At 68.9% G+C, this 1644-nt stretch carries 1 protein-coding gene; it reads right to left on the bottom strand.

Annotation, left to right across the window (positions count from 1 at the left end; all coding sequences use genetic code 11):
* The coding region (locus tag ACFYWI_RS38455) for a condensation domain-containing protein (protein WP_389240837.1) at window positions 1-1644 on the bottom strand (1644 nt) is incomplete at both ends.

Below are 1644 nucleotides of genomic sequence, written 5' to 3'. Positions count from 1 at the left end.
ATCCGCCAGACCCCGCACAGTGACCTCATCGAACAGATCCGCGGCGTACTGGATCCCGCCACCGATTCCGGCCGGGGCCCCGGCTGCATCGCGCTTCTCGACCAGGGTCACAGACAGGTCGAACCGGGCGGCAGGTTCCCCCTGGGCCGGCACCGGGCCGGTTTGGAGACCTGGCAGTTCCCACTGGGCCGGAGCAAGGCTCTGCACGGCCAGCATCACCTGGAACAGCGGGTTCCTGGACAGCGAGCGAGAAGGGTTCAGGTCGTCGACGAGCCGCTCGAAAGGCACATCCTGATGGGCGTATGCCGCCAGGTCCGTCTCCCGCACCCTGGCCAGCAGGTCGGTGAAGGACGGATCGGCGCTCGTATCGGTCCGCAGCACCAGCGTGTTCACGAAGAACCCGGCCAGGTCGTCCAACGCCGCGTCCCCACGTCCGGCGATCGCGGTACCGATCGGAAGGTCGGTGCCCGCGCCAAGTCGCGACAGGAGTACACCCAGCGCGGCATGCCCGACCATGAACATGGTCGCCCGGCCTTGCTGTGCAATCTCCAACAGCCGTGCGTGCGTCTGCGCGTCCACCTGAACGGGCACCGAACCGCCCCGGAAGGAGGGCGTCGCCGGACGCGGCCGGTCCGTCGGCAGGGCCAACTCCTGCGGCGCGTCGGCCAGGACATCGCGCCAGTGACCGAGCTGGCCACTGACCAGGCTGTCCGGGTCGTCCAGATCTCCCAGAACCTCCCGCTGCCAGAGCGCGTAGTCGGCGTACTGCACCGGCAGCGGCCGCCACGCCGGCACGCGCTCCTCCCGCCGCGCGGTGTAGGCCACTCCCAGGTCCCGCGTCAGCACACCCATCGACCAGCCGTCGACGACAATGTGATGCGCCACGATCAGCAGCACGAACTCCGACGGTCCGGTCACCAGCAGCCGGATCCGCCACGGCAGATCGACACTCACGTCGAAGCCCCTACCCGCATGCGCGGCGAACACCTCTGGCAGCGCTTCCTCGGTGGTCTCGACGATCACCAACGGAGGGCGCCCGGCTGCGCCTTCCAGCACCTGCTGGCGGGGAACACCGTCGGTCTCGGGGAAGATGGTGCGCAGGCTCTCATGGCGGTCCGCGACATCACCCAGCGCCGCTTCCAACGCCACCAGGTCCAGATCTCCGGACAACCGCACAGCGAACGGCTGGTTGTAGGCCGCTCCTTCACCGACCCCTTCGAGCCGGTTCAGGAACCACATCCGCTGCTGGGCATACGAAAGCGGCAGGACGTCGGGACGAGGCTGCGGCTTCAAGGCAATCCGAGTCTGGCCCTCCGTACTGTCGATGATGCGGGCAGCGCCGGCCACCGTCGGCGTGGCGAACAACGCCCGGATGCTCACCTCGGTTTCCAGGACTGCCCGGATCCGGGCGATCAGCTTCATCGCCAGCAGGGAGTCGCCGCCGAGTTCGAAGAACGAGGCCTCGGCACTCACCCGCTCCAGGCCGAGCAACTCGGCGAACAGCCCGCAGAGCACCTCTTCCGTCGGCGTCGCGGGCCCACGGCCGCCAGCCACTCCGGCGAAGTCGGGGGCAGGAAGAGCCGCCCGGTCGAGCTTTCCGTTGACCGTGACGGGCAGTTCCTCCAGCACGACCACGGCGGCAGG

It is taken from the genome of Streptomyces sp. NPDC002889 (genome assembly GCF_042888425.1).
In the GTDB taxonomy this organism is placed as follows: Bacteria; Actinomycetota; Actinomycetes; order Streptomycetales; family Streptomycetaceae; genus Streptomyces.
This window is presented reverse-complemented; position numbering and strand designations above follow the sequence as displayed.